Source organism: Pseudoalteromonas luteoviolacea NCIMB 1944, from assembly GCF_001625565.1.
Taxonomy (GTDB): Bacteria; Pseudomonadota; Gammaproteobacteria; order Enterobacterales; family Alteromonadaceae; genus Pseudoalteromonas; species Pseudoalteromonas luteoviolacea_F.
The window spans coordinates 170,547-194,767 of the sequence record NZ_AUXS01000015.1; the positions used below are offsets into that span (position 1 = coordinate 170,547).

Consider the following 24,221-nt stretch of genomic DNA (forward strand, 5'->3'; position numbering starts at 1 on the left):
GCCCGATTTTGTGCCTATTAATAGGCAGGTATTTTCAATCATTCAATGTGATACTCCTTTGCCATAGCGTGCAAACAGACACTGCTTGCAAAGGTTTACAATATTATTGTTTATTTGGTGTCTAGTTACCAATAAATAGACAAGTAGTTTTTAGGGTAAGTCTGCAATTTAGTTGTAAGGGTTGGCCCATATTATATTTAAGAAGTTAGGTGACATATGATTTTACCAATTATAATGGCGGGTGGTTCAGGTACACGCCTATGGCCTTTATCACGCGGCAATTATCCTAAGCAATTTTTAAAACTACATGGTGAAAACACCATGTTGCAAGAGACTATTTCTCGTTTGAATGGTCTTGAGCATAGCCCTGTTATGTTGATCTGTAATGAAGAACATCGCTTTATCGCGGCAGAGCAAGTGCGTCAGCTTGATGTGAAACACAGTGGGATTTTTTTAGAGCCGGTAGGCCGTAATACTGCACCTGCTATCGCGTTGGCGGCTTTCAAAGCGATTGAAAATAATGAAGATCCATTGCTGTTGGTACTAGCAGCAGACCATGTGATCGAACATCAAGCTGCATTCTTAGAAAGTGTTGAAAAAGCTACATCTTTGGCACAGCAAGGGAAATTAGTGACTTTTGGTATTGTTGGAACCACGCCTGAAACTGGCTATGGCTATATCAAAAGAGGTGAAGCGGTCGAAAATGGCTTTGTTGTAAATAGCTTTGTGGAAAAGCCAGACTTAAGTACAGCAAAGCAATATATTGCAAGTGGTGATTATTACTGGAATAGCGGCATGTTCTTATTCAAAGCAAGTCGTTACCTAGAAGAGTTAAAGGCATTTCGACCTGATATTTACTCAGCCTGTGAAAAGGCGGTTGAAGTGCAAAATAGTGATATGGAATTTGTTCGCGTTGATAAAGACGCCTTTGAAGCCTGCCCAGATGAATCTATTGACTACGCGGTAATGGAGCACACTCAAGATGCTGTGGTTGTTCCTATGGATGCGGGCTGGAATGACGTTGGTGGATTTGCTGCGTTGTGGGAAGTTTCCGAAAAAGATGAAAATGGCAACGCGTTTATTGGTGATGTTAAGTCTGTTGATACAAAAAATACTCTAGTATTTGGCGAGGACAAGCTTGTCTCAACAGTAGGCGTTGAAGATCTTGTTATTGTTAACACTAAAGATGCAGTACTGGTTGCCCATAAAAACGAGTCGCAAAAAGTAAAAGAGATAGTGAATCAGCTCAAACGTGATCAACGCTCTGAAGTTACCTTCCATAGAGAAGTATATCGCCCTTGGGGTAAATATGACTCAGTAGATAATGGTGAGCGCTTCCAAGTTAAAAGAATCACAGTTAAGCCTGGCGCTAAGCTGTCAGTACAAATGCATCACCACCGTGCTGAGCATTGGATTGTTGTGTCTGGTACAGCAAGAGTACACTTGGATGGTGAAGAAAGATTTGTTACTGAGAATGAGTCAGTCTATATCCCAATTACATCTGTTCATGCATTAGAAAACCCTGGCAAAGTTGATTTAGAGTTAATTGAAGTTCAGTCCGGATCTTACCTAGGTGAGGATGACATTGTCCGCTTTGAAGATCGATATGGAAGAGTTAAATAATGACAAACGCGAGCCATTTAATTAAGCAAAGCGGCATTGCATTTGGTACAAGCGGTGCGCGTGGGCTGGTTGAACAATTTACACCAGCCGCGTGTTATGCATTCACTGTCGCATTTATCAAAGCGATAGAAACAGACTTCTCGTTTGAAAAGGTTGCTATTGCAATTGACAACCGCCCTAGTAGTGCTGCTATGGCGAAATCTATTTCAGCAATGGTCAATGCACTAGGCTATGACGCGGAGTTTTTTGGTGTAGTACCTACCCCAGCTTTGGCGCTGTATTCTATGCAAAACCGCATACCATGTATCATGGTTACAGGTAGCCACATTCCTTTCGATCGCAATGGTTTAAAGTTTTATCGACCTGATGGCGAAATCACAAAGGCAGATGAGCTTAATATTATTAAGAGTGATGCAGAAGTTGTGGCGCCTGAGAGTGAACCTGAACTTGAGACGCTGAGCGCTGCGAAGGACTTGTATATTGAAAGATATACACAGCACTTCCCGAATAAACCTTTTTCAGGTAAGAAGCTTGGTGTGTATGAACACTCAAGTGCTGGACGCGATATCTATAAACAGATTTTTGAATCACTGGGTGCTGAAGTTATCTCATTAGGCAGGAGTGATCAGTTTGTACCAATAGACACAGAGGCAGTTTCTGAAGAGGATAAGACTAAAGCGCTTAATTGGTCTAAAGAATTAAAATTAGACGCTATTTTTTCAACTGATGGCGATGGTGATAGACCCTTAATTGCTGACGAGTTAGGGCAGTGGTTACGAGGTGATATATTAGGTCTTGTGACGGCAAAGTATCTAGGTGCTAAGTTGTTGGCAACCCCTGTGAGTTGTAATAGTGCAATTGAGTCTTCAGGCGCTTTCAAGCAAGTTGTGAGAACAAAAATTGGCTCACCTTATGTGATTGAAGCATTTTGCAACCAAGAGGAAAGCTTTAAACCATATGCTGGTTTCGAAGCAAACGGCGGCTTTCTTTTAGGTAGTGATTGTTATTATGCTGATGGGCTGTACCACGCGTTGCCGACAAGGGATGCGGTACTTCCAGCTCTGGTTCTCTTTAATGAATCATGGTCAAAACAAAAAGCTATCAGCACTATCATTAGTGACCTGCCAAAGCGATTTACTGCCAGTGATCGAATAAAAGAAATTCCGCGTGAAACCAGTCTTTCTTTGATCGATAAACTAGCAAACTCCGAAGACGTTAGAAATGAGCTTAGACAAGCACTTGTCTTAGAGGGGACTTTGGAATTAACCAATGCCATAGATGGTTTTAGAATGTTTTTTACCAGCGGTGAAATCGTTCACTTTAGGCCATCTGGAAATGCACCAGAGTTAAGGTGTTACGCTGAGGCTGATACGCAGAGTCGAGCCGAGGAATTAGTAGTGCTTGCTTTGGGTTATATAAATCAAATCTCAGCTATCTAATGCGAAGCAATGTAAAGTGAACTTATCTTTATAGAGTTCACTTTATCTTTACTTGAGATTGGTTTGACTCAAGCGCCTATTTGCGAACTTGGCACTGATGTGACATGTTCGCAAACAACGTATAAATTTGTACTGCATAACCTGCTGAGTTAATAGCCATAACGACAGCCAAGACAATCAGCTCTATCTGTGAAAAGCTTTGTTTTGAGGTGTCTTGGCCAAAATTACTAAGCTTTTAGACGACAACTTCAGTGTTTTACCGCTGAACTTTTAGTAAGCTCACACCAAATGATAATAATCTAACCAACCGAGAGTTACTTCTCTTACTTGCAGGAGTTGTTCGTCAGGCGCTACTCTTTCTTAAGCTTTTAGGAGGTTGCTTGCCAGTGGTGTTCACTCTTAAAGCGCCGTCGAGTTGTCTTTAGCCGCGCCAAACTGACCGCCTGTTACCCCTTGAGTTGGGCTTTGTTTCAACCGCATTTAATGAAGCATGATATCCATGTTCATATCAAAAAGAGCGTTAACCTCTAGCGCATTAACATTCTTGACACTTTTGCCATGCATTATGGAGCTTAATCCTTGATATTGTGATCAAGCCCATTTTAAGCACTGGCTAATGAAAGTTAGTTAACCATTTGGTTGGCAGGGAAGGTGGAATGAAGATAGCTGTGGCAGGTATAGGTTATGTTGGACTCTCAAACGCGGTGCTTTTAGCGCAACACAATGATGTTATTGCTTACGATATTGACCCGACTAAAGTAGAAGCTGTCAATAACAGGGTTTCCCCAATTCTTGATCCAGACATCAGCAATTATCTAACTGAAGGCAAGCTGATGCTAGCGGCGACGACAGACAAAGTAACGGCTTTTTCAGAGGCCGAGTTTATCATCGTTGCTACACCTACGAATTATGATCCTGACAGTAACTGCTTTAATACAGTGTCCGTTGAAAATGTGGTTGAAGATATTCTCGCTATTAACTCAGATGCCTCCATTATCATAAAGTCAACGGTTCCGGTAGGTTATACAGCTAGTTTGAGAGAGAAGTATCAAACTGACAGATTAATTTTTTCTCCGGAGTTTTTGCGTGAGGGGCGAGCACTGTATGACAATTTATATCCATCACGCATTATCGTTGGAAGTAAGTGTCAAAAAGCACATCATTTTGCAGAACTTATGAGTCTTGGTGCAAAGAAAAACGCTATTGAAACAGTGTTTACAGGCTCAACAGAAGCAGAAGCAGTGAAGCTGTTTTCGAATACGTATCTCGCTATGCGTATCGCGTATTTCAATGAATTGGATAGTTATTCGGAAGCGCACAAATTAAACACACGAGAAATAATACAAGGAGTGTGCTTAGACCCCAGAATTGGTGATTATTACAATAACCCTTCGTTTGGCTATGGGGGCTACTGCCTTCCTAAGGATACCAAGCAGCTTGTTGCCAATTATCAAGACGTGCCAAGTAACATTATTGGCGCGATCGTAGATGCTAACCGAACAAGAAAAGATTTTATTGCAGAATCTATAGTGAGCAAATTACCCAAAGTTGTAGGTATATACCGGTTGGTGATGAAATCTGGCTCGGATAACTTTAGGGCATCTGCCGTACAGGGAGTGATGAAACGAATTAAAGCTAAAGGTATTGAAGTTATTGTATATGAGCCCACGTATCATGAAGATAGATTCTTTAATTCAAAAGTCACCAATAGCCTTGAGCTACTAAAGCGTGATGCGGATATTATTATTGCTAACAGGATGTCTCCTGAGTTAATGGACGTCAGGGATAAGGTGTATACGCGCGATTTGTTTGGAAAAGATTAAACATTGAAGTTGAACTGACTGTGCTAACCCCTTCGAAATGGTTAGACATAGGTCGAATGGAGTTTGGCTAGCAATCCTATTTTTTTGGTAAGGCTATGTATATAAGATATTTATTAGTGCCAAAATAGAAGGGGGGCTGTATAGAATCTTTTGCCTTGCTGTGAATGGCCGTATTGAGGTTAGTCTTGTGAAGCCGTAATGTCGCTTTTTTTATGCGTTTCGCTATGTTTTATAATTGGCGGTCGAAAAATTATTCTGTATAATGCATCGCGTTTAGGGAGTTCGTCCAATCAAATACAAGGAGTAGTATGATATCAATCCCAATTTTTGTTCCGTTATATTCGTATGTGATTGTCACTGAGCCTAGCCTTTAAGATTGAGAGCAAAGATAGATAGGGCTTTGTAAGGTTAAAATTGCATTAAAATGTTAAAATTTCAATTTCTCATTGGACTTATTTTTGCAATTATCTATTTGGGTTTATCCAAACTCGTAGTGTGAATCTTATAAAATTGAAACCTCTCGAAAAGGCGTGAAAATCGGCACAAGATCAGCCTTTTTATGTTTGAGCACCTTTTATCTTGGCAAGATTCTACTTAGATGGCTATTGCAATAAATCTTTAGTAAAGCTCATGTAACATTAACGCAATGTAAACTTGCGATTGGAATCCGTGCATGCTTTAATTAGCCATCGCGTAAGCAGGACTAATGCTCTTAAGTGACTGAGAACTTAGTAACAAAGAATAAGTATTAAAATATATTAGGAATAACAAATGGCCCGATGCTGTAAAAATATCATTGCCACTTCCCTTGCAGTTGCAAGTACATTGGCAATGAGTGGCTGCACCTTGATCCCAGGTGGGCATTTTGAAGGAATTACGTCAGGTGATAAAACTACTGGTTTGGAGCAAGAACTCTCAAAAGTTAACATTCAACTTATCGACTCCGAAACAATAAAGCAGCAAAAGCTTAAATCTCAAGTAGTGCAAAAAACAGGCCTTCAGGGTCTAGATGTATCTAATTATGAATACCATTTAGGAATTGGCGATGTAATCACGGTTGGTGTTTGGGACCATCCTGAATTAACAATTCCTGCTGCTGTGCAAAGAACAGCAGAATTTGACGGTTTTAGAGTACAAGCTGATGGTACAGTGACATATGCGTATGCTCCTAAGGTGCCGGCAGCAGGAAAAACTGTTGTAGAGCTTAGAGAGGAGCTTGTTAATCGTCTCAGCCGCGTTATAGAAGACCCGCAAATTGATGTCAAAGTCGTTGGCTTCAAAAGTCAAAAAGTGTATGTCACCGGCGAAGTTGACAGACCGGGTGTTTACCCGATCACTGAAACACCTTTAACCCTAATCGATGCCATTAATACTGCCGGCGGACTAAATGAAAGAGCTGATTGGCAGACGGTCACTTTTACTCGAGGGGATATTGTTGAGCACATCCAGTTAGACGATTTTTATTCTGAGGGTGACATTTCTCAAAATAGATTGCTTAAGCATGGTGATATCATCCACATCGCGCGCAATGACAAACGCAATGTTTACGTCATGGGTGATGTAAGTAGAGTTGGCACAGTTGAAGTTAAACGATATGGCCTGAGCCTAGCCGAAGCGCTTTCAGAAGTTGGCGGCATCAATGAGCGCAGTGCGAATGCGAACGGTATTTTTGTCTTGAGAAAAAGGGACCTAGAGAAGGATGGCGTTATTGCTGATGTTTACCAGTTGAGAGCAAATAATATTGCTGCGTTGGTATATGCAGAGCAATTCTCATTGCAACCTCAAGATATTGTATATGTTACTAGTGCACCAATTGCTCGCTGGAACAAAGTAATAAGTCTGTTATTACCATCATTGTCTACTGTAGATGCAATTCAAGATATTGATAATCAATAGGTGGGTATCAAAATAATGTTTGATAGTATATTGGTCGTTTGTGCCGGTAATATCTGCAGAAGCCCAACTGCAGAGTATGTTTTGAAAAAAAAGCTGTCACAAAGTAGCATTCATGTTTCTTCAGCAGGCTTAACCGCATTGGAAGATAAGCCTGCGGATCCTATGGCTTGTGATATCGCAGATACTCAAGGCATTGACATGTCTGCGCATAGAGGGCGCCAGCTCAACTCACAACTTGTTGCAAAAAACTCAGTTATTCTTGTTATGGAAAAGCAACATCTAACTGATTTATGTAATAGATACCCACAAGCACGCGGCAAAACCTTCCTATTAGGTAAATGGTTAGACGACAAAGAGATCCCAGATCCATACCGTCAAAGTCGAGAAGCATTTGAACACGTGTATGATTTAATCGATAGCGCATGTAGTGCGTGGCAGAAGTATTTATAAGGATGAAAGAGTCAATGAATGCTCAATCAAACCTATTAAACGATGGACAACAGAAGCAAGTCAAACAGCAAGCGCAGGAAATCGACTTAATGGCGCTTTTAGGTGCCTTGTTAGACCGTAAGCTATTTATTATTTGTGTCACAACGCTTTTCATGATCATTGGCGTGGCTGTTGCTGTTTTCAGTACTCCTGTTTATCAGGCGACTGCGATGATCCAAGTGGAAGAAAAAGGCGGTGCAGTCCCTGGATTTGATGAATTAGGCGGTATGTTTGAAAGTACCTCAGCTGCTGTCACTGAAATTGAACTATTAAAGTCTCGCAGCATTATTGGTGAGGCTGTTGATAGCCTAAACCTTGACGTTGTCGTAACGCCAAAATTATTCCCAGTGATCGGCGGGCGTTCATTTCGTAAGTTTACGCCAATGCAACAAGGTGCTTTAGCTGAACCAAGCTTTGGTGCAGACAGCTACGCATGGGGTGGAGAACAAGTTGATGTATTCAGATTTGAAGTACCTAAAAATGCAATTGGTGTAGGTTTTACGCTTGTTGCACTTGAGCAACAACAATTCGAACTGCTAAATGGTAGTGAGCAGAGCGTGTTAAAAGGTCGTGTAGGTGAAGAAGTTACCAATGGCGATTTTTCTTTGACGTTAGAAACTATGATTGCACGACCTGGTACAGAGTTTACGCTAGTAAAACGAGATCGTCTCAATACGATTTTGAACTTACAAGCTGCGATTAGTGCTAGTGAAAAAGGAAAAGACTCAGGCATTATCAACCTCAGCTTACAAGACTCAGACGCAACATATGCGGAAACTGTTTTAAATAAAGTGGCTGCAATCTACGTGCGTCGCAACGTTGAGCGTAATAGTGCCGAAGCGCAAAAATCTTTAGAGTTTTTAGAGTACCAACTTCCACAAGTGAAGAAGCAGCTCGAGGCTTCTGAGCAGCGTTTTAATGACTATCAAGTTAAACAGCAATCGGTTGATATTTCTCTAGAGACAAAGGGAGTGTTAACTCAGCTTGTTAAACTTGAAACTCAGTTACAAGAATTAGAACTGAAAAAACTAGAGCTAAGCCGTAAATTTAAACGCAGCCACCCAAGCTATCAGGCTGCAGTAGAGCAAATTGAGGCTGTTGAGAATCAAAAACGACGTTTGGCAGACGAAGTTCAAGTATTGCCTGAAACGCAACAAGAGCTACTGCGTTTAACTCGAGATGTTGAAGTTAACAACGAAATCTACACTTTGCTGCTTGCTAAGACGCAAGAGCTGGATATTGTACGTGCGGGTACCGTTGGTAATGTCAGAGTGATAGACATGGCCGAGGTTAATGTATCAAGACCTGTTAAGCCACAAAAAGTATTTATTGTAATAATGGCGACAATGCTTGGTGGTATGCTTGCTGTAGCTATCGTATTAATTCAAAAAGCGATGCACAGAGGTATTGAAGACCCAAGTGAAATTGAAGCACTAGGGCTACCTGTTTATGCAAGTGTTCCTTATTCAGAATATCAAGTTAAATTGACTGGCTTTGCAAAGGCTCGAAAAGGTAAGGCTGCCAAAGCGAAATCAATTTTGGCAGTAGATAACCCAGCGGATCTGTCAATCGAAGCATTGAGAAGTTTGAGAACAAGTTTGCACTTTGCAATGATGGAAGCCAAGAATAATGTAATTGCTATTTCGGGACCAAGTCCGGGCGTAGGTAAGTCATTTATATCCGTAAATTTGGCGACGGTTTTAGCACAAAGTGATAAAAAGGTGTTGATCATTGATGCTGATATGCGTAAGGGCTATTTGCAAACTCAATTTGGCATCAAATGGGACAATGGACTGAGTGACTTTTTGTCAGGCCGCATTGACTTGGAGGCTGCAACTAAGAAAACTCAAGTTGAAGGACTTGATATCATGACTCGCGGCCAGATCCCACCAAACCCGTCAGAGCTGTTAATGCACGAAAATTTCGTGAAATTAATTGAAAGTGTCAGCGCAAAATATGACTTAGTAATTATTGATACGCCACCAATTTTGGCTGTAACCGACCCTGCAATAGTAAGTGCTCATGCTGGAAGCACCTTACTTGTAACGCGTTTTGGTCAAAACCATGCTAAAGAGCTTGAGTTAACTCGAAATAGGTTCGAACAAAATGGTATTGATGTAAAAGGTGTTGTATTTAATGGCGTAGTCAAAAAAGCAAGTAATGCTTATGGTTATTATGGATACTACAACTACGAATATAAATCGGATAAGTAATTAGTAAGTCAGCAAGTCAATTACTTTGCTCTGAATAGAAGAAAGATGTTTAAGTTTGTAGCTTACATGGGAAGTTTTTATGAAAGTGTTAACCGTTTTTGGTACTAGACCGGAAGCAATTAAAATGGCGCCTCTAGTTCATGCATTAGCGAGCGATGAGCGCTTTGAAGCTAAAGTATGTGTGACTGCGCAGCATAGAGAAATGCTAGATCAGGTATTGGAGTTATTCAAAATAAACCCTGATTATGATTTGGATATCATGCAAGCAGGGCAAACACTGCCAGAAGTAACTAGTAGAATCCTACTGAATATCACGCCGATCTTGAAAGAGTTTAAGCCTGATGTGGTATTGGTACATGGTGATACGGCAACTACGTTTGCAGCGAGTTTAGCTGCCTACTATGAGCAAATCGCGGTTGGCCATGTTGAAGCTGGACTGCGTACTGGCAACATATATTCGCCTTGGCCTGAGGAAGCAAATAGAAAGCTGACAGGCGCACTTACTCAATTTCACTTTACGCCGACGGCGACATCAAAACAAAATTTGTTGGCGGAAAACTTTAGCGAAGAAAATATTTACACGACAGGAAATACTGTTATCGATGCGCTATTGATGGTTAAAGAGCAAATAGAGCAAAATGCAGACCTGTCAGATACATTGTCGGCACAGTTTCCGTTTTTAGATGAAGATAAAAAGTTAATCCTAGTTACAGGACATCGCCGTGAAAGTTTTGGTGGTGGATTTGAGCGTATTTGTGAGGCGTTGGCACGTACCGCTAAAGCTCACCCTGATGCGCAAATTTTATATCCAGTTCATCTAAACCCAAATGTTCAGGAACCAGTAAACCGCATTTTGAAAAATTTGGACAATATCCATCTAATTGAACCTCAACAGTATTTGCCATTTGTTTATTTGATGAATCGCGCTCATGTCATTCTAACTGACTCGGGCGGCATTCAAGAAGAAGCACCTAGTCTTGGAAAGCCCGTACTTGTTATGCGGGAAACGACTGAGCGTCCGGAAGCTGTAGAGGCTGGTACGGTTAAGCTAGTTGGGACTGATGTGGAACTGATCACGTCATCAATCAATGAGTTACTAACAAACGAGCTAAGCTACGAAAAGATGGCTAGAGCGCATAACCCGTATGGTGATGGAAAAGCATGCCAGCGAATTTGCGATGCTTTAGCAAAAGCTTAGTACAGTTTCGTTTTTGCCTTTATTAGATCTAAATATTTAAAATTGAACATTAAACTTGTAAAAGGGATCTCATGTCTTTGAACACAATCTCTGTAATTGGTCTTGGTTATATAGGTTTGCCAACGGCTGCGATGTTTGCTTCGCGAAAAAAGAAAGTCATAGGTGTTGATGTAAATCAGCACGCAGTTGACACGATAAACCGAGGGGAGATTCATATTGTAGAGCCAGAGCTCGATATGATTGTTCATGCAGCGGTTACAGAAGGTTATTTGACTGCGACGACGTCGGCTCAAGCCGCAGACGCATTTTTAATTGCAGTGCCTACGCCTTTTACAAATAGCAACTCAGAAATACCTGAGCCTGACTTGTCATATATCCAAGCTGCAAGTAAAGCTATTGCACCAGTTTTGAAAAAAGGCGATTTGGTCATATTAGAGTCGACTGCGCCTGTAGGTGCCACTGAGCAAATGGCAGATTGGTTAGCGGAACACCGCCCAGATTTGAGCTTCCCACAACACGCAGGCGAAGCGTCTGATATTCGTGTCGCCCACTGCCCTGAAAGAGTATTGCCAGGACATGTTGTTCGCGAGTTAGTTAAAAATGACCGCGTAATTGGCGGCATGACGCCGAAGTGTTCGGCCTTAGCAATTGAGTTATATGAGACTTTTGTTGAGGGTGAGTGTGTAACAACAAATGCACGCACTGCGGAAATGGCAAAACTCACGGAAAACTCGTGTCGTGATGTTCAGATCGCATTTGCCAATGAATTATCAGTGATTTGTGACAAGCTAGATATCGACGTTTGGGAGTTAATTTCACTTGCAAACCGCCACCCGCGAATAAACATCCTTAATCCAGGACCGGGTGTTGGTGGTCACTGTATCGCGGTTGATCCATGGTTCATCGTTTCAAAAACACCTGATGAAGCGAAGCTGATTCAAACAGCTCGCCAGGTGAATGATGCAAAACCTGAGTGGGTCATCGATAAAGTAAAAATGGAAATTGCAGATCTATTGTTAAATGAACCAGACAAAGCTTCTCGAGATATTACAATCGCATGTTTTGGCCTGACATTTAAACCTGACATTGATGATTTAAGAGAAAGCCCTGCGTTAGAAATTACGAAACGGGTTGCTGACATTCATAGCGGTAGAGTTGTTGCTGTTGAGCCTAATATAGATACGTTGCCTACAAGCTGTAAGGGAATAGAGATGTTAGAGTTTGAACAGGCCATTGATGAAGCTGATATATACGTTTTATTAGTTGATCATAAAGAGTTTAAGAATAGAAGCGTCAAGGGACGTGTAATAGATACAAAAGGGGCTTGGTAAATGAAATACCTTGTAACTGGAGGCGCTGGCTTTATTGGTTCAGCTGTGGTTCGACATATTATTAATAGCACTGAACATTCAGTAGTTGTTGTAGACAAGCTAACTTATGCAGGTAATTTAAATTCGTTAGCTGATGTGTCTGAGAATGAACGTTTTGCTTTTGTTAAAGCTGATATATGTGACCAAGAACATATAACACAAGTCTTTTCAGAACATAAGCCTGACATTGTGATGCACCTAGCCGCTGAGTCACATGTAGATAGATCTATTGATGGACCAGCAGAGTTCATTCAAACAAATATTTTTGGTACATACGTAATGTTAGACGTTGCACGTAAGTACTTTAATGGCTTAGAAGAAGCACAAAAGCGCGCATTTAGATTTCATCATATTTCTACTGATGAGGTCTATGGTGATCTGGATGGGACGGATGATTTGTTTACCGAAGAAACATCGTATTCTCCAAGCAGCCCTTATTCAGCATCGAAAGCTTCTAGCGACCACTTGGTTAGAGCTTGGAACAGAACGTATGGTTTACCTGTTGTAGTGACAAACTGCTCAAATAACTATGGGCCATATCACTTCCCTGAAAAATTAATCCCGCTAATGATCCTCAATGCACTAGAGGGCAAAGCGCTGCCAGTTTATGGTAACGGTGAGCAAATTAGAGATTGGTTGTATGTTGAAGATCACGCCGAAGCGCTATTCCTGGTCGCGACCAACGGCAAAATTGGTGAAACATATAACATCGGCGGACACAATGAAGTTGCAAATATTCAAGTGGTTAGAACTATATGTGGCCTACTTGAGGAAATCAGACCTGAAAAACCGGCAGGCGTTGAAAACTATGCCGATTTAATCGAGTTTGTAACAGATAGACCTGGGCATGACGTTCGTTATGCGATCGATGCTGCAAAAATAGAAAAAGATTTAGGCTGGACGCCAAAAGAGACTTTTGAGACCGGCCTGAGAAAAACAGTTGAATGGTATTTAGCCAATGAAAGCTGGTGGACATCTGTATTAGATGGTTCATATGCACGCCAACGACTTGGAAATGAAAACTCTTAAAAAGGAAATACGATGAAAGGTATTGTACTCGCTGGTGGCTCAGGTACTCGGCTTTACCCAATCACAAAAGGTGTCTCTAAGCAGCTTTTGCCAATTTATGATAAACCAATGATTTACTATCCGTTATCGGTATTAATGTTGGCCAATATTAAAGATATCTTGATCATTACTACAGAAGAAGATCAAGCAAGCTTTAAGCGTTTGTTGGGAAATGGTGAAGATTTCGGATTGAATTTAGAGTTTGCTATTCAAGAGAAACCAGAAGGCTTAGCTCAAGCGTTTATTATCGGTGAAGAGTTCATTGGTGATGATGACGTTTGTATGGTGCTAGGTGACAATATTTTCTATGGCGCAACATTCACACCTAAGCTTTTAGCAGCTGCGCAGTCAGTACAAGAAGAGCGAGGTGCAGTGCTATTTGGCTATGAGGTGAACGATCCTGAGCGCTTTGGTGTTATAGAGTTTGATGACTCCAACAAAGTGATTTCTATTGAAGAAAAACCACAGGCACCTAAATCTAACTTTGCCGCAACAGGACTCTATTTCTATGACAGCTCAGTGGTAGAAAAAGCTAAGTCGTTGACTCCGTCAGCACGTGGAGAGTTAGAGATCACCTGTTTGAATAATCTCTATCTAGAAGAACAAGCTTTGAGTGTTGAGCTACTAGGGCGAGGTTTTGCTTGGTTAGACACGGGCACACACGAGTCGCTAATGGAAGCCTCTCAATTCGTACATACAGTAGAGAAAAGGCAAGGTTATAAAATCGCATGTCTAGAAGAGATTGCATATAACCAAGGCTGGATCTCGCAAGAAAAATACGAAGAAGCTATCAAGCTGTACTCTAAAAACGGTTACGGTGCATACCTGAAGAGAGCTATCTAGTTAGGTATGAAGATACTTCATGTCAGTCATGCAAGCCGGTTTTACGAAGATTTTATTGATTTAAACTCGCATTTCGATGGCTTGCATGAGCATAGCTATTTTTTATTTGGTGGTTCTGCGAAAGAGTCAGTAATAAATAATAGCAACGTACATATCGTCAATAAGAGTGCAAAAAGCTACTTGTGTGGCTATGCAGCGCTGCTAAAACGTTTGTTTACTGCAGATAAAGTCATGCTGCATGGACTGTTTGATAATCGGCTTTTGATGTTGCTGAGCGCTATGCCATGGCTTTTAAAAAAGTGCACGTGGTTTCTTTGGGGCGGTGATTTGTACGTTTACAAAGAGCGTAAGCAAAATGCATTCAACGAATTTTTTCGTAAAAGAGTAATAAAAAAGCTTGGTAATATAGCAACTTACGTTAAAGGTGACTATCAATTAGCTCAGCAATGGTACCAGACTGAAGCTGAATATATGCCCTGCTTACTATATCCAAGCAACATCATAGTTGGTGATCCAAATGTGCATTCTATAAGCAAGCCAGCTGATAGTGAAAAGAAGGTGTTGGTTGTCGGTAATTCAGCTGATCCTCAAAACAATCACTTAGAACTATTGCAAGTTCTCAGGGAATGGAAGGGGGCCATTGGCAAGCTGTATTTACCTTTGTCTTATGGTGACAATAAGTATGCTGGTCAGGTAATCGAACAATATAAAAAAGAATTTGGAGAAGATGTAATCACTCCGATTTTGGATTACTTACCGCTGCAAGAATATTTAGCCATGATTGCTGAAGCAGATATTGCAGTATATGGCCATCGTAGGCAACAAGCTATGGGCAATACACTGCAATTATTGAGCAAGGGAAAAACGGTATATTTGCGTGGAGATGTAACCCAATGGGCATATTTCGATTCTGTTGGTATAACGGTTAAAGATATCAACAAAGTCGACGAAAATAACTTGATGCTCAGTGCGGATCAAGCTTCGATGAATATCGAAAAATTACATCAAATTCACCATAAAGACGTTTACCTCCAACAACTACAGACAATTTATTCGGAGTAGATGATAATGTTTAGGCTTTGTGTTCAGGGTCAAAAAGGGCTGGAGTCTCTAAAGGGATTCCACTCTGTTTTGGGGAATGAAGGGATTATTGTCTCGATAGGGAAAGATGCCAATGTAGTGAATGACTTTAGCTCTGAAATTCAAACATATTGTGAGTCAAATGAGATAAAAACGTTTGATAAAAGTATGGGGTTAGAAGCTATTTCTTACACTGTAGCAGTTGGTTGGCAAAGGATCATAAATGATGTGCCAATGGACAGTATCATTGTAATGCACGACTCAATCTTACCGAGATATCGTGGATTTAACCCACTTGTATCTGCGCTACTAAACGGTGATGAACAAGTCGGAGTAACGGCGATAATTGCAGAGGAAACTTATGATACCGGGCCCATCGTGGCTCAGGAAATTGCGGATGTTTCTTACCCGATTAAAATATCTAACGCCATTGAGCTGGTTTCTGGCTTATATAAAAGCCTGTCGGTTAAAGTCGCAAATGCAATTGCCGATGGTAAATTGACTACTTCGGTACAGGATGAATCAAAAGCAACCTACAGCCTGTGGCGCGACAATGAAGATTACTTTATCGATTTCTCTTTGAGTGCAGAACAGATACAGAGACATGTCAACTCTGTTGGTGCGCCGTATATGGGAGCGCAAGCGTATCTAAACGACGAACATGTCTTTATTGATGAAGTAGAAGTTGTTGAAGACGTGCATATAGAAAACAGAGCTATCGGCAAGGTTATCTTTTTGAAAGATCAAATTGCGACAATAGTTTGTGGTAAAGGCTTAATAAAAATTCTATCGATGCGCGATAGTCAGGGCCAAGCGATTAGAGTAAATAAATTTAGAAGTAGGTTTAAATAGTGATTGAATTTAATATCCCTTACGTCGGCCCTAAAGCGGGCGAGTATCAGTTAGATACATTAAAAAGAAAAAAGTTAAGCGGTGACGGTTATTACACACACGCTTGTTCATCATTTTTTGAAAACCATTATGGTATTAATAAAAGCCTATTGACAACGTCATGCACCGACTCATTAGAGATGGCGGCTATACTTCTGAATATTCAGCCTGGTGATGAAGTTATTGTGCCTTCATATACTTTTGTTTCCACAGCGAATGCATTTGCATTACGTGGTGCAAAACTGGTTTTTGCCGATAGTAGCGCGGAAAACCCAAACATTTGCCCTAAGAGCATTGCGTCTGCAATTACTGAAAAAACCAAGGCTATCGTGATCGTACACTATGCGGGTATCGCCTGTGATATGGATGAGATCTTATCTGTGGCCAATGGCATTCCGGTTGTAGAAGATGCGGCTCAAGCAATTGACTCATATCACAATGGTAAACTGCTAGGTACTCTTGGTGTATTCGGTACCTATTCGTTCCACGAAACTAAAAATATTATTAGTGGCGAAGGTGGACTGTTACTGGTAAATGATGATGAGTATTCAGACCGCTCTGAAATCATCCGCGAGAAAGGAACCAATAGAAAGCAGTTCTTTAAAGGCGAAGTAGATAAATATGGTTGGGTTGATATCGGCTCATCATTTTTACCGTCTGAATTGAATGCGGCATTGCTATTTTCTCAGCTGGAAGAGTTGGACACGATTCAGGCGCGCAGAATTGAAATTTGGGAAAAGTACCAAGAAGGCTTTAACAGTCTAGGTGAACAGGGTGTTGTTGGGCTGCCATACTTGCCGAGTTATGCGACCAATAATGCGCACATGTTTTATCTATTATGTAACTCGTTGGAAGAGCGTGATAACTTGATTGCGTTTTGTAAATCAAACGGGGTTAAAATCGTATTCCACTATTCTTCTTTACATAAAAGTGATTACTTTAGTGCGAAACATGATGGGCGCGAATTACCAAACTCCGATCGCTATACGGATGTGTTAGTCAGACTCCCGTTATATCCAGATCTAGATAACTCAGAAGTGGAAAAAGTAATTGCTACGATTAAGGAATTTTATTTAAAGAGTTTGTAATGTTAAATATTATTCACTTTTCTACGAATGACTTTGGGGGCGCAGGACTCGCTGCCCTCAGAGTCCATGAAGAATGCCTTTCTGCTGACTTTAATTCAAAGCTGTATGTTTTAAATAAAAGAAGTACGTCAAGCCATGTCTATTCAAAGTCATCCAAAATTAAGCGAATTTTTAATGCGCCAATAAACCGGTATGACAACTTTAAGAAGTCTTTATTTCTGAAGAACAGAAACTCTTTTTATTCTTTAGTTGGCAACGGCAATGTACTGGATGAAACCGCGCTCAGAGAGGTCATTACACAAGACACCAATATTGTTGTGCTGCATTGGATAGCTGGCTTCATTGATATCTCACTGATTGAGAATGTGTGTAGAGAAATGGATGTAAAGATAGTTTACTATCTTATGGATATGGCCATGTTGACTGGCGGTTGTCATTTTAGTCACGGTTGTGAACAATACAAAAAAATTTGTGCAAACTGTCCCGAGACAAGCAATGAGCAGTATCGGGTTAAAATAGCGGAACACCACTTTAAACAAGTCAGGTATAGCATTCGGTTGGCGCCTTATGCCATGGCATCAAGCAAGTTTTTACTAGATCAAGCTAAGGATTCTGCGCTTCAATTTGCAGACTACCTCATGACACGTCCACCAATTAGTAAAAAATTTGAATATCGTCCCAAGGCACAGAGCTCTGGGAGTTTTAAGGTTCTAATGGGGGCCTATAAGCGTTCTGATGAGCGCAAAGGGTATCGAGATGCTCTAAGAGCATTGGCAATACTAGATTCATTTTTGAATGAAATAGATCAAAAAGTCGAGGTGCTGGTCCCGAGCGCTGACTTTGAAGCTGATTTTCAAAGCTTTAAGAATATTACGCTTAAGATTTTTAGCTTTGCAAAAAACGATGAGCAATTAATTGCTTTATACAACAGCGCAGATCTGCTGTTTAATACCTCTTTGGATGATTCAGGTCCAATGATGGTTTTGGAGTCGCAGATGTGTGGTGTGCCATTTGTCGCCACAGAAGTTGGTGTCGCCAGTGAAATCGCACAAATGTTTCCAGACAATGGTGAAGTTGTTGCGCCGAGTGATGCAGGCAAAATGGCAGAAAAGATTTTTGCCGCGATTAAGTCGCAAAAAAGTTGCGCCCAAAGAAGCGCAATATCGGTGAATGTGAGGGAATATTACAACCTTTTCAATGGTAACGTTGAAAACTTAAGAAAAATCGGCGCTTCTGAGACAGCAAATGAAAATTAACTTTCTTCAGCAGATAATCAGTGGCGGTGTCGCAAAAGTCTTTTCAGCACTGGTTGGCTTTTTGTTGGTGTCTGTGTCCATCCGGTTTTTAGGTGGTGAAAAATATGGGTTATGGATGAGTTTGTACACATTCGTAACCTGGTTTTCGATGCTGGATTTTGGTATTGGCGGTGGGTTGCGAAATAAGCTTTCCGAGTCCCTTGCCGAAAAGGATTATCAAAAAGCAAAAGAATATGTCTCAACTGCGTATATTTCTTTAGCGGCTATTTGCTCGGGGCTCATTGTTGCTTTTGTTGTTTTTTCTCAGTTTATAAATTGGGAAAGTGTGTTTTCGCTGGATCCAAATTTGGTCAGTGTTGATGATTCTGTGGCAATTATCCAATTAACGATAGTGACGTTTTTAACTACGTTGTTTTTCAAACTTTGCGTTAACGTATCGTTTAGCTATCACAAGTCTCAACACTCAACTTATGTTTTCCTTGCCCAGCAGTTATTGGGATTGATAGTTGTGTTTACATTCAACTATCACGGAGAAAGCGGTTTCGAAGCCTTTATCGTATATGGTTTTGTGATAAATGCAGCTAACTTTTTAGTGCTAGTGCTCTTTAACTTGTATGTTTTTATTTCATTGGCACCGGAGTTGAAGCCAAGTTTAAAGTGCTTCCATTTTGACAAGCTTAAGTCTGTATTCAACCTAGGTGGAAAAATTTTCTTAATACAAATTTGCGCTGTATGTTTGTATTCGACTGATATATTTCTGCTTAATAAATATGATGCGGCAATTTCTGCGACGCAGTATGCGGTTTTACAAAAGTATTTTGGAATTGCCGTGTTTGCCTCGAGTATTCTAGTCGCGCCAGTTTGGTCGGCGATCACATCCCTAAAAAATAGTGGTGACTTGAGTGAGTTGAGGCGCTTTTATCAAAAACTGTTAAAGTTATTCTCGGGCATATTTCTGATGCTACTGGTGCTGTATTTCAGCTTCCAATATGTAGCTCCCATATGGCTAGGCGATACGGTTTCCTTTCAAAGTAATAGTATCCTGCTTATGGCCGTGTACACCGGGATTTTAATTTATTTGCAATTGTTATCATCTTTTCTCAATGGATATGGCGCGGTCTTTGTCCAGCTTATATTTGCCAGTTTTGCAGCTGTCGTAAATATAGTAGCCACTGTGTGGGTTCTAAAAGTCATGAACGGAACCGTTGAGCACGCGCTAATGATATCAATAATTGTAAACGTACCGTCAGTAATTGTTTTTAGTGTGCAGGTATCAAAGCTCCTGAACACTCAAGCTAAAGGAATTTGGGCTAAGTAAATGAAAATATTATATAATCGCTATAAAGGCTCAGGAAACATGACTCAGTGGCAGGCCGTCAATTACATTGACGAATGGCAGCGTGCTGGTTATGAAATAGAATACCTAGAAGTTAACTACTCCGACAAAGAGGGGTCAGCCGAGCTAATTTCATCTACATTACTTGGTAGTGATTTTGATATCTTTATTTCAGCTTGTGACGACCAAGTTATGACAAGTGACGTTCGCGATGCCATGAAGAAAAAAGGTGTACCGAGCCTGCTCATTTGTTTTGATAACTTATCAGTCCCGTTTAAACATAAAAAATGCAGCACCTACTTTGATCTTGTCTGGCTCACTTCACATGAGACTAAATATTTGTTTGATAAGTGGGGCGCAAACACCATGTTTATGCCGTATGCGGCTAACCCATTCACTTATCAGCCTACGAGCGGTGAAGAGTTATCTGGGATGGCGTTTGTGGGCACAGTTTACGGGGGTCGCATAAATAAAGTCGAAGAAATTCTAAAGCGCGATATTGACGTTAGGTTGTATGGTGGCAACTCTCCTTCAGCAGAGGGGGAAAATCCTGCAAAGAATTTACTCGCGAACCTTTCTTCTAGTTTAGACAATGTTTATCGACTGTCTTCATTTCCAATTGGTAGACAGGCGCTTAAAGCGGCCGCGATCAAGTCGACTAAGAAATTTGAGATCTCTGACTCGTTACAAGCATTGATAAAGAACCGCTCTAGCCTGTCATTTGAAGAGGTCGCGAAAACATACAGCCGCAGTAAGATGTCTCTGAATATTACAGAGCTTTGGAACACTTATTTATTGGCTAAACCTATTCATAAGCTGCATTTGCGTACGTTTGAAATTCCAATGAGTGGTGGATTGCAAATCGCTTCTCGTACCGATGAGATCCAAGATTATTTTGAAGAAGATAAAGAAATTGTTTTATATGATTCAATGGATGAGTTTGTAGAGAAGAGTCGTTTTTACCTGCGAGATGACAACGCGGCATTGCGCGAACAAATTAAACATGCGGCCAGAGAGAGAGCTGCCTCAGAGCACAGTTGGCAAAAGAGGTTTTTAAAAGCATTTGCAGCTTTGGGGGTTAAATGAAGTATGCACTCTTTTTTAACTCATTAATATTTATCTCCCCTATTTGTGCATACTACTTAGGGGGGGCAAAGCTGCCTACGCTCTTTATTGCATTGGTCACGATTGTTTACTTAGTTTTTGGACTGAGAAAGATAAATATTTATGCTGGCTTTTATCCTATGCTAGCTGTTTTTCTACTATTTAGTGTATCAGCTCTTTACTGGCAGGATATGCGAGTAGTCAGTGTACCAATTTATTTTTACGTAGCACTGCTGCTGGGATCTGTCTGTACTAGGGATGATGTCAGTGATTTTGTTGATCTAGCCAGCTATTTCATGCTCTTTCTTTGTATAGGGGCTGTTTTGTCCATGTTTTATGTGGTTTTAGGTGGCGGGCCGATATTCACCTTCCCGAACCCGGATGGACGCTTAAACTATGTGTTTTTTGGCACGATGACGAATAGCTATTGGAGTGGCTTGATACGGCCAAGTGGTATTTTTGATGAGCCAGGCGCATTTAGCTTTTTCATTTGCGCTGTTGTGACACTGAGAAAGATATATAACAAAAGTAATAATATTAGCTGGGCTTTACTTGTACTGGGGATGTGTACATTGAGCATAGCTCATGTTGTATTTGTCATCTTTTACTTTTTGAGTGAACGCCCTGATACTCGGCGCATACTCGTGATGTTTTTAATACTGTTTTTGTCATTTTTATTGATTAAAAATAGTAGTTCGTTTGAACTCTTTCAGCAGGTCTTCTTAAATCGATTCCAAATAGGGGATGACGGCATGATGAAGGGAGACAACCGAAGTGAGTCTATTTTTGCTGCAATAGAAATACTTATGAACAATAGTAAAGTCATTATTTGGGGCTTGTCACCAGATTCTTATCTTAATTCTGTAGAATATATGAGATCGAGTGGCTTGCCAGAAATAGGTTCAAACCCTTTGAGTCAGCTAGTGAGAATGGGTTTACTTCTTTCATGTGTGTACTACACCGTGTTGCTTATTTTGTTTAGCACTGTCAGAAAAGGCGCTAAATATCTGGCAGTCGTCGGCTTTGGTATGTTACTGCTGCAGCGTGATTTTATATATGTAGTGTCATATAGCATGTTTGTTGTTCTTATAGTAAGAGCATCAATGAATATTGAGACAAATAAAAATATTGAGAGTCAGTGATGAAGGTGCTTTTCTTTCAACGTGTTCCTGCCCTTTTTCGCAAGGAATTCTTTGAGCAACTAAATACCAAAATAGATGTTTTCTTGGCGACAGGTACGCCCAGCGAAAATGAAAACATGAAGTGTTTTGAGGAAGTATCGATAAAGAAGCACCTCAAATCAGAAATAAATTACCACTTAGGTGATCGGGTCAGTTACGACAGCAATTGGAAGAAATTTGTTGAAGACATCGAACCTGATGTGGTTGTGATCACACCTACGCCAAGAATGCTGAGTAATTATTTGCTGATTAAGCATTGTAAAAAGAAAGGGATCCCTGTGATTGGTTGGGGGATGGGGGAGATGCCAAATCGAGCTGGTTTTAAGCGAGATCTTCATGCCAAGATCCAGCGTACATTAGTCGCTCAACTTGATGGTGTAGCGTGTTACTCGTCAACCGCTAAGTCTTACTACCAATCTCTTGGTGTTAATTCCCTTACAGTGGCGCACAACTCAATTGATACCAACAAGGCTATTGAGGATTTGGACGTTGTAAAAAGCTACGATGAAGACAAGCTATCTGAAATTACAGAGGCACTAGGCGTCGATATGTCAAAGCGCAGGCTGGTGTATCTTGGTCGGATCATCCCTTCAAAGCGGTTAGACAAGTTGGTTGAATCGCTTGCGAATGTTGAGAATGTACAGTTGATTGTTGTGGGAGGCGGAGCTGAGGATTACGTCGAGAGTATTCGTCGCCTAGCGCAAAACAATAATGTTGATATTCTTTTCGTAGGCCATAAATCAGGGGTCGAGTTAGCTGAAGTGATGCATTTGGCGGAGATGTTTGTGCTGCCTTCTTTAGGCGGGCTGGCAATTAATCATGCGATGAGCTTCGAGCTTCCTTGTATCGTGTCTCAAGGTGATGGTACAGAGCGTGATCTGGTGACAGATGATGTAAATGGCTACATATTTGAGTCTGAGAATTTTGATGATTTAAGACAGGTACTGCTCAAAGCTCTGAAAAAAGACTCATTTGAAGAAATGGGTGCAGCTTCGCGTTCGGTTATAAAAAACAAAGTAAATATTAACCTGATGGTAGAGGCAATGGAAAAGTTTTTACGCAGCCATAGTAATGTCAGCAACAAATAAAATGAAGATACTTCATATTAGTACCAATCTGAATGGCGGTGCAGGTAAAGCGACATTCAGGATACACGACTTAATGAGAAAGAGTGGCATAGAGTCAAAAATGCTGGTCAGATACGGAGCTCCGAGCGAGGGCAGTGACGTATTTGCAATGTCGGATTCATATAGTTTTTTGAGTAAAGGTTTAAGCGTTGTTAAGCGTAAACTGCACTTTAAGGATAAATACTGTGCTTATGAAGTCAGTGATCCTGCTGTGGACAACTTCTACGAGTTTTACAACTCCTTGGATTTTGAACCTGACATAATAGTGCTGCACTGGGTATCAGGATTTATTTCGCACAAACACATTGAATGGCTGAGTAATCATAGCACTGCTAAAAAGATATTTTGGTTTTCCATGGATATGGCGCCGTTTACAGGTGGTTGCCACTATTCTTGGGGTTGCGAGGGATATGGCAGTAGCTGCAAACAGTGCCCTGCAACGACAAATATTCTGGCATCGAAGCTTGTATCAAACTATTTTGCAGAAAAAGCACAAATTATTCAAAAATGTGATATTGATTTAATTGTGCCCAACAGGTTTGTTGAGTCGCAAGCAAAGCTGAGCGCACTGGGTTTTTCAGATATACATACTTGTTATTTACCAATTGATTCTAATGTGTTTTCTGTTAATCAAACGAGAGAATTTGATAAAGAGATTGTAATACTTTTTGGTGCTGCTAATTTTAAAAATAAGCGAAAAGGATTGCAGGAATTTATTAAAGCCATTGATTATTTAAGCGAACAAGTGCCGTTTGAATCCATGGCTGAACATGTTAAAGTTCTCATACCTGGCGTAAGTGAAGAGATTAGACGCCTTTTTAAGTTCGATTGTGAATTTATAGAGTATGCTAATTCTGACGAAGAGCTCAGTAATATTTATTCTCAGGCCCATATCTTTGTAAGCACATCGCTTGAAGACAGTGGGCCGATGATGGTTGTAGAGGCATTGATGAGTGGTTTACCTGTTTTGTCATTTTCAACAGGTATCGCGAAGGATGTTATATCAGAGGGAGACAATGGCTATTGCTCTCCCATTGGTGATTCTAAAAGTGTTGCAGAAAACTTAATAACCTACTTAAACTTGACACCTCAAGAGAAGAGGGATATGAGCCTGTGTGCTCGAAATTCTGTAATAGAAAAAATGGACGTTAAAAAGCACAGCGAGAGCTTTTTAAAAATATTGAATATAATTTAGG

19 protein-coding genes are annotated in these 24,221 nt (G+C 40.7%); all 19 read left to right on the forward strand.

Annotation, left to right across the window (positions count from 1 at the left end; translation table 11 throughout):
* Positions 1–216: 216 nt before the first annotated feature.
* The 19 genes from N483_RS04080 to N483_RS04170 all read left to right on the forward strand — a co-directional run bounded on the left by N483_RS04080 (position 217) and on the right by N483_RS04170 (position 24,220).
* Positions 217–1,623, forward strand: coding sequence for a mannose-1-phosphate guanylyltransferase/mannose-6-phosphate isomerase (locus tag N483_RS04080; protein WP_023397353.1), 1,407 nt, complete (start codon positions 217–219; stop codon positions 1,621–1,623).
* Positions 1,623–3,062, forward strand: coding sequence for a phosphomannomutase (locus N483_RS04085; protein ID WP_023397354.1), 1,440 nt, complete (start codon positions 1,623–1,625; stop codon positions 3,060–3,062). The genes N483_RS04080 and N483_RS04085 overlap by 1 nt, the downstream gene beginning before the upstream one ends.
* 656 nt (positions 3,063–3,718) lie before the next feature.
* The gene (locus tag N483_RS04090; protein ID WP_023397355.1) at positions 3,719–4,885 is read left to right on the forward strand and encodes a nucleotide sugar dehydrogenase; all 1,167 of its coding nucleotides are present in this window, start codon (positions 3,719–3,721) and stop codon (positions 4,883–4,885) included.
* Between the two features lie 771 nt (positions 4,886–5,656).
* Positions 5,657–6,781: a polysaccharide export protein gene (locus N483_RS04095; RefSeq protein ID WP_023397356.1), complete on the forward strand. Its 1,125-nt coding sequence runs from the start codon at positions 5,657–5,659 to the stop codon at positions 6,779–6,781.
* Between the two features lie 15 nt (positions 6,782–6,796).
* Entirely contained in the window at positions 6,797–7,231 is a 435-nt protein-coding gene (locus tag N483_RS04100; RefSeq protein WP_023397357.1) for a low molecular weight protein-tyrosine-phosphatase, read from the forward strand.
* A gap of 14 nt (positions 7,232–7,245) precedes the next feature.
* On the forward strand, positions 7,246–9,483 hold the full coding sequence (locus tag N483_RS04105; RefSeq protein WP_023397358.1) for a polysaccharide biosynthesis tyrosine autokinase: 2,238 nt from the start codon (positions 7,246–7,248) through the stop codon (positions 9,481–9,483).
* Positions 9,484–9,562: 79 nt separating this feature from the next.
* Positions 9,563–10,681 (forward strand): non-hydrolyzing UDP-N-acetylglucosamine 2-epimerase, encoded by a 1,119-nt coding sequence (gene wecB, locus N483_RS04110; protein WP_023397359.1) that lies wholly within the window; start codon positions 9,563–9,565, stop codon positions 10,679–10,681.
* 71 nt (positions 10,682–10,752) lie between these two features.
* Positions 10,753–12,012, forward strand: coding sequence for a UDP-N-acetyl-D-mannosamine dehydrogenase (gene wecC / locus N483_RS04115; protein WP_023397360.1), 1,260 nt, complete (start codon positions 10,753–10,755; stop codon positions 12,010–12,012).
* Positions 12,013–13,080: a dTDP-glucose 4,6-dehydratase gene (rfbB, locus tag N483_RS04120; protein WP_023397361.1), complete on the forward strand. Its 1,068-nt coding sequence runs from the start codon at positions 12,013–12,015 to the stop codon at positions 13,078–13,080. It begins immediately after the preceding gene.
* A gap of 12 nt (positions 13,081–13,092) precedes the next feature.
* Positions 13,093–13,962 carry a glucose-1-phosphate thymidylyltransferase RfbA gene (gene rfbA / locus N483_RS04125; protein ID WP_023397362.1) on the forward strand — a complete coding sequence of 290 codons (870 nt, stop codon included), beginning with the start codon at positions 13,093–13,095 and terminating at the stop codon, positions 13,960–13,962.
* Between the two features lie 6 nt (positions 13,963–13,968).
* Positions 13,969–15,024 (forward strand): TDP-N-acetylfucosamine:lipid II N-acetylfucosaminyltransferase, encoded by a 1,056-nt coding sequence (locus N483_RS04130; RefSeq protein ID WP_023397363.1) that lies wholly within the window; start codon positions 13,969–13,971, stop codon positions 15,022–15,024.
* Between the two features lie 6 nt (positions 15,025–15,030).
* A complete protein-coding gene (locus tag N483_RS04135) occupies positions 15,031–15,894 on the forward strand; it encodes a methionyl-tRNA formyltransferase (RefSeq protein WP_023397364.1) in 864 nt (287 codons plus the stop codon).
* Positions 15,894–17,021 (forward strand): dTDP-4-amino-4,6-dideoxygalactose transaminase, encoded by a 1,128-nt coding sequence (gene rffA / locus N483_RS04140; RefSeq protein ID WP_023397365.1) that lies wholly within the window; start codon positions 15,894–15,896, stop codon positions 17,019–17,021. Before N483_RS04135 ends, rffA begins: the two co-directional genes overlap by 1 nt.
* The gene (locus tag N483_RS04145) at positions 17,021–18,277 is read left to right on the forward strand and encodes a glycosyltransferase (RefSeq protein ID WP_023397366.1); all 1,257 of its coding nucleotides are present in this window, start codon (positions 17,021–17,023) and stop codon (positions 18,275–18,277) included. The genes rffA and N483_RS04145 overlap by 1 nt, the downstream gene beginning before the upstream one ends.
* Positions 18,267–19,595 (forward strand): lipopolysaccharide biosynthesis protein, encoded by a 1,329-nt coding sequence (locus tag N483_RS04150; protein ID WP_023397367.1) that lies wholly within the window; start codon positions 18,267–18,269, stop codon positions 19,593–19,595. Before N483_RS04145 ends, N483_RS04150 begins: the two co-directional genes overlap by 11 nt.
* Positions 19,596–20,699, forward strand: a complete 1,104-nt coding sequence (locus N483_RS04155; RefSeq protein WP_036974960.1) for a glycosyltransferase — start codon at positions 19,596–19,598, stop codon at positions 20,697–20,699.
* Positions 20,696–21,859 (forward strand): hypothetical protein, encoded by a 1,164-nt coding sequence (locus tag N483_RS04160; RefSeq protein ID WP_023397369.1) that lies wholly within the window; start codon positions 20,696–20,698, stop codon positions 21,857–21,859. Before N483_RS04155 ends, N483_RS04160 begins: the two co-directional genes overlap by 4 nt.
* Positions 21,859–22,986, forward strand: coding sequence for a glycosyltransferase family 4 protein (locus N483_RS04165; protein ID WP_023397370.1), 1,128 nt, complete (start codon positions 21,859–21,861; stop codon positions 22,984–22,986). The genes N483_RS04160 and N483_RS04165 overlap by 1 nt, the downstream gene beginning before the upstream one ends.
* A 1-nt stretch (position 22,987) precedes the next feature.
* Complete coding sequence (locus tag N483_RS04170) at positions 22,988–24,220, forward strand: glycosyltransferase (RefSeq protein ID WP_172642395.1); 1,233 nt, start codon at positions 22,988–22,990, stop codon at positions 24,218–24,220.
* Position 24,221 lies beyond the last annotated feature (1 nt).

Bases quoted from the DNA above. Each gene is read 5' to 3' on its own strand.
- N483_RS04135 (WP_023397364.1), top strand. From the start codon at position 15,031: ATGTTTAGGCTTTGTGTTCAGGGTCAAAAAGGGCTGGAGTCTCTAAAG.
- N483_RS04155 (WP_036974960.1), top strand. From the start codon at position 19,596: ATGAAAATATTATATAATCGCTATAAAGGCTCAGGAAACATGACTCAG.
- N483_RS04150 (WP_023397367.1), top strand. From the start codon at position 18,267: ATGAAAATTAACTTTCTTCAGCAGATAATCAGTGGCGGTGTCGCAAAA.
- N483_RS04100 (WP_023397357.1), top strand. From the start codon at position 6,797: ATGTTTGATAGTATATTGGTCGTTTGTGCCGGTAATATCTGCAGAAGC.
- rfbA (WP_023397362.1), top strand. From the start codon at position 13,093: ATGAAAGGTATTGTACTCGCTGGTGGCTCAGGTACTCGGCTTTACCCA.
- N483_RS04130 (WP_023397363.1), top strand. From the start codon at position 13,969: ATGAAGATACTTCATGTCAGTCATGCAAGCCGGTTTTACGAAGATTTT.
- N483_RS04080 (WP_023397353.1), top strand. From the start codon at position 217: ATGATTTTACCAATTATAATGGCGGGTGGTTCAGGTACACGCCTATGG.
- wecC (WP_023397360.1), top strand. From the start codon at position 10,753: ATGTCTTTGAACACAATCTCTGTAATTGGTCTTGGTTATATAGGTTTG.
- N483_RS04160 (WP_023397369.1), top strand. From the start codon at position 20,696: ATGAAGTATGCACTCTTTTTTAACTCATTAATATTTATCTCCCCTATT.
- wecB (WP_023397359.1), top strand. From the start codon at position 9,563: ATGAAAGTGTTAACCGTTTTTGGTACTAGACCGGAAGCAATTAAAATG.
- N483_RS04170 (WP_172642395.1), top strand. From the start codon at position 22,988: ATGAAGATACTTCATATTAGTACCAATCTGAATGGCGGTGCAGGTAAA.
- N483_RS04165 (WP_023397370.1), top strand. From the start codon at position 21,859: ATGAAGGTGCTTTTCTTTCAACGTGTTCCTGCCCTTTTTCGCAAGGAA.
- rfbB (WP_023397361.1), top strand. From the start codon at position 12,013: ATGAAATACCTTGTAACTGGAGGCGCTGGCTTTATTGGTTCAGCTGTG.
- N483_RS04105 (WP_023397358.1), top strand. From the start codon at position 7,246: ATGAATGCTCAATCAAACCTATTAAACGATGGACAACAGAAGCAAGTC.
- N483_RS04145 (WP_023397366.1), top strand. From the start codon at position 17,021: ATGTTAAATATTATTCACTTTTCTACGAATGACTTTGGGGGCGCAGGA.
- N483_RS04085 (WP_023397354.1), top strand. From the start codon at position 1,623: ATGACAAACGCGAGCCATTTAATTAAGCAAAGCGGCATTGCATTTGGT.
- N483_RS04095 (WP_023397356.1), top strand. From the start codon at position 5,657: ATGGCCCGATGCTGTAAAAATATCATTGCCACTTCCCTTGCAGTTGCA.
- N483_RS04090 (WP_023397355.1), top strand. From the start codon at position 3,719: ATGAAGATAGCTGTGGCAGGTATAGGTTATGTTGGACTCTCAAACGCG.